General features: G+C 68.1%; 2 protein-coding genes. One reads left to right on the top strand and one right to left on the bottom strand.

Annotated features, from left to right (window positions below):
- Positions 1-18: 18 nt before the first annotated feature.
- The gene (locus ACWGH4_RS32825) at positions 19-459 is read right to left on the bottom strand and encodes a DUF3052 domain-containing protein (RefSeq protein ID WP_037774769.1); all 441 of its coding nucleotides are present in this window, start codon (positions 457-459) and stop codon (positions 19-21) included.
- Between the two features lie 440 nt (positions 460-899).
- Between ACWGH4_RS32825 and aceE the strand changes: the two genes are divergently transcribed.
- Entirely contained in the window at positions 900-3,641 is a 2,742-nt protein-coding gene (gene aceE, locus ACWGH4_RS32820) for a pyruvate dehydrogenase (acetyl-transferring), homodimeric type (RefSeq protein ID WP_441262827.1), read from the top strand.
- Positions 3,642-3,654 lie beyond the last annotated feature (13 nt).

The following is a 3,654-nucleotide window of genomic DNA, read 5'->3' as shown; positions in this document are numbered from 1 at the left end:
CCTTCGCCGCTCGGCGGCTCAGCGCTTCCCCGACTTCGCCCCCTTGGGGGTGACCAGCCGGCTGCCACTCCAGTCCTTGCCGGCGTTGATGCTCTTCGTCTGGGAGAGACCCGCCGTCTGTGCGGCCTCGTTGATGTCGCTGGGCTCGACATAGCCGTCACGGCCGGTCTTGGGAGTCATCAGCCAGACGACCCCGCCCTCGTCGATCAGACCGATGGCGTCCACCAGTGCGTCGGTGAGGTCCCCGTCCTCGTCGCGGAACCAGAGCACGACGACGTCAGCGACGTCGTCGTAGTCCTCGTCGACGAGTTCCTGGCCGGTAGCGGCCTCGATGCCCTCACGGAGCTCCTGCTCGACGTCGTCGTCGTAGCCGATCTCCTGGACCACTTGTCCGGGCTCGAACCCCAGCCTTGCTGCCGGGTTGGTCCGCTCCTCCGCGTGGTCCGCGGTCGCGCTCACGGCTTGCCTCCTGATCGTTTTCGACAAATGCTTCGGCCACGCGCGTACGCGCAGCATTGGCCGTAGTCCACACGGGCGGGGCGGATCGCGCAAGTACCCGGCCGTCCAGACCGCCGAAACGGTGACGTTTGCGGCCGTCTCGGCGCAACTCCAGGCAAGCGACGGGTCCCCGCCACGATCGTGACCACACCCTTCGGCCGCGTACGCGGCATTCCTACCCTTTCACATCTCAATAGGAACCGAACGATCGAACGAAACGCGTGGACGGGTCGGGCGTAAAGGTACGATCCGGCCCGGCCCGCCCGCCGGTCCGGGGCCGGATGTCGCCGAGATCGAGGGTTACCTCCCGGTAGAGATGACGCGAGGCTCCCAGCGGTACACGATGGGAGGCGGTGCGACAGCTTTGCCGACCCAGTACCTCCGAACAGCGAAGGAACAGCGTGGCTTCCGGATCAGATCGCAACCCGATCATCATTGGCGGCCTTCCCAGCCAGGTCCCGGACTTCGATCCTGAAGAGACCCAGGAGTGGCTGGACTCCCTCGACGCCGCCGTCGACGAGCGGGGCCGTGAGCGGGCCCGCTATCTGATGCTCCGCCTGATCGAGCGGGCGCGCGAGAAGCGCGTCGCCGTGCCCGAGATGCGCAGCACGGACTACGTCAACACCATCGCGACCAAGGACGAGCCGTTCTTCCCCGGCAACGAGGAGATCGAGCGCAAGATCCTCAACGCGACCCGGTGGAACGCCGCGGTGATGGTCTCCCGCGCGCAGCGCCCCGGTATCGGCGTCGGCGGCCACATCGCCACCTTCGCCTCCTCCGCCTCCCTGTACGACGTGGGCTTCAACCACTTCTTCCGGGGCAAGGACGACGGCAAGGGCGGCGACCAGATCTTCTTCCAGGGGCACGCGTCCCCCGGTATCTACGCCCGCGCCTTCCTGCTGGACCGGCTCAGCGAGCAGCAGCTGGACGCCTTCCGGCAGGAGAAGTCCAAGGAGCCGTACGGGCTGTCCAGCTATCCGCACCCGCGGCTGATGCCGGACTTCTGGGAGTTCCCCACGGTCTCCATGGGCCTCGGCCCCCTCGGCGCCATCTACCAGGCGCGCATGAACCGCTACATGGAGGCCCGCGGCATCGCGGACACCTCCGACTCGCACGTGTGGGCGTTCCTCGGCGACGGCGAGATGGACGAGCCGGAGTCGCTCGGCCAGCTGTCCATCGCCGCCCGCGAGGGCCTGGACAACCTGACCTTCGTGGTCAACTGCAACCTCCAGCGCCTCGACGGCCCGGTCCGCGGCAACGGCAAGATCATCCAGGAGCTGGAGTCGCAGTTCCGCGGCGCCGGCTGGAACGTCATCAAGCTGGTCTGGGACCGCTCCTGGGACCCGCTGCTCGCCCAGGACCGCGACGGCATCCTCGTCAACAAGCTGAACACCACGCCGGACGGCCAGTTCCAGACGTACGCGACCGAGACGGGCGCCTACATCCGCGAGCACTTCTTCGGCGGCGACCAGCGGCTGCGCGCCATGGTCGAGAACATGACCGACGAGCAGATCCTGCACCTCGGCCGCGGCGGTCACGACCACCGCAAGGTCTTCGCCGCCTACACGGCGGCCAAGGCCCACAAGGGCCAGCCGACGGTGATCCTGGCGCAGACCATCAAGGGCTGGACGCTGGGACCGAACTTCGAGGGCCGCAACGCCACGCATCAGATGAAGAAGCTGACGGTCGACGACCTGAAGCGCTTCCGTGACCGGCTGCACCTCCCGATCACGGACCAGCAGCTCGAGAGCGGGCCCCCGCCGTACTACCACCCGGGTCGCGACTCGGAGGAGATCCAGTACATGCACGACCACCGCAAGGCCTGCGGTGGCTATGTGCCGACCCGGATCGTACGGGCGAAGCCGCTCCAGTTGCCCGAGGACAAGACGTACGCGGCTGTGAAGAAGGGTTCCGGTCAGCAGTCGATCGCCACCACCATGGCGTTCGTCCGATTGCTGAAGGACCTCATGCGGGACAAGGAGATCGGCAAGCGGTTCGTGCTGATCGCGCCCGACGAGTACCGCACTTTCGGCATGGATTCGTTCTTCCCGAGTGCGAAGATCTACAACCCGCTCGGTCAGCAGTACGAGGCCGTGGACCGCGAGCTGCTGCTCGCGTACAAGGAGTCGCCGACCGGTCAGATGCTGCACGACGGCATCTCGGAGGCCGGCTGCACCGCGTCCCTGATCGCCGCGGGTTCCGCGTACGCGACCCACGGCGAGCCGCTGATCCCGGTGTACGTCTTCTACTCGATGTTCGGCTTCCAGCGCACCGGCGACCAGTTCTGGCAGATGTCCGACCAGCTGGCGCGGGGCTTCGTCCTGGGCGCCACCGCCGGCCGTACGACGCTGACGGGCGAGGGACTCCAGCACGCGGACGGCCACTCGCAGCTGCTCGCCTCGACCAACCCCGCCTGCGTCGCCTACGACCCGGCGTTCGGCTTCGAGATCGCGCACATCGTCCAGGACGGCCTGCGCAGGATGTACGGCGGGACCCCCGAGGAGAACGAGGACATCTTCTACTACCTCACCGTCTACAACGAGCCGATCCAGCACCCCGCGGAGCCGGCCGATGTGGACGTCGAGGGCATCCTGAAGGGCATCCACCGCTTCAAGCAGGGCGAGCAGGGTGCCATCCCGGCCCAGATCATGGCGTCCGGTGTGGCCGTCCCGTGGGCGCTCGAGGCCCAGCGGATCCTCGCGGAGGAGTGGAACGTGCGCGCCGACGTGTGGTCGGCGACCTCCTGGAACGAGCTGCGCCGTGAGGCGGTCGACGTGGAGCGGCACAACCTGCTGCACCCCGAGGAAGAGCAGCGCGTCCCGTACGTGACGCGGAAGCTGTCCGGCTCGGAGGGCCCGTTCGTCGCGGTCTCCGACTGGATGCGCTCGGTCCCCGACCAGATCTCCCGCTGGGTGCCGGGCACGTACCAGTCGCTCGGCGCGGACGGTTTCGGCTTCGCGGACACCCGTGGCGCGGCCCGCCGCTTCTTCCACATCGACGCGCAGTCGATCGTGCTGGCGGTGCTGACCGAGCTGGCCCGCGAGGGCAAGGTCGATCGCGGCGCGCTCAAGCAGGCGGTGGACCGCTACCAGCTGCTGGACGTGGCGGCGGCCGACCCGGGCGCCGCGGGCGGCGACGCGTAGCGAAGATCAGCAC

The sequence above is a fragment of the Streptomyces sp. NPDC054847 genome, from assembly GCF_053610925.1.
This window is presented reverse-complemented; position numbering and strand designations above follow the sequence as displayed.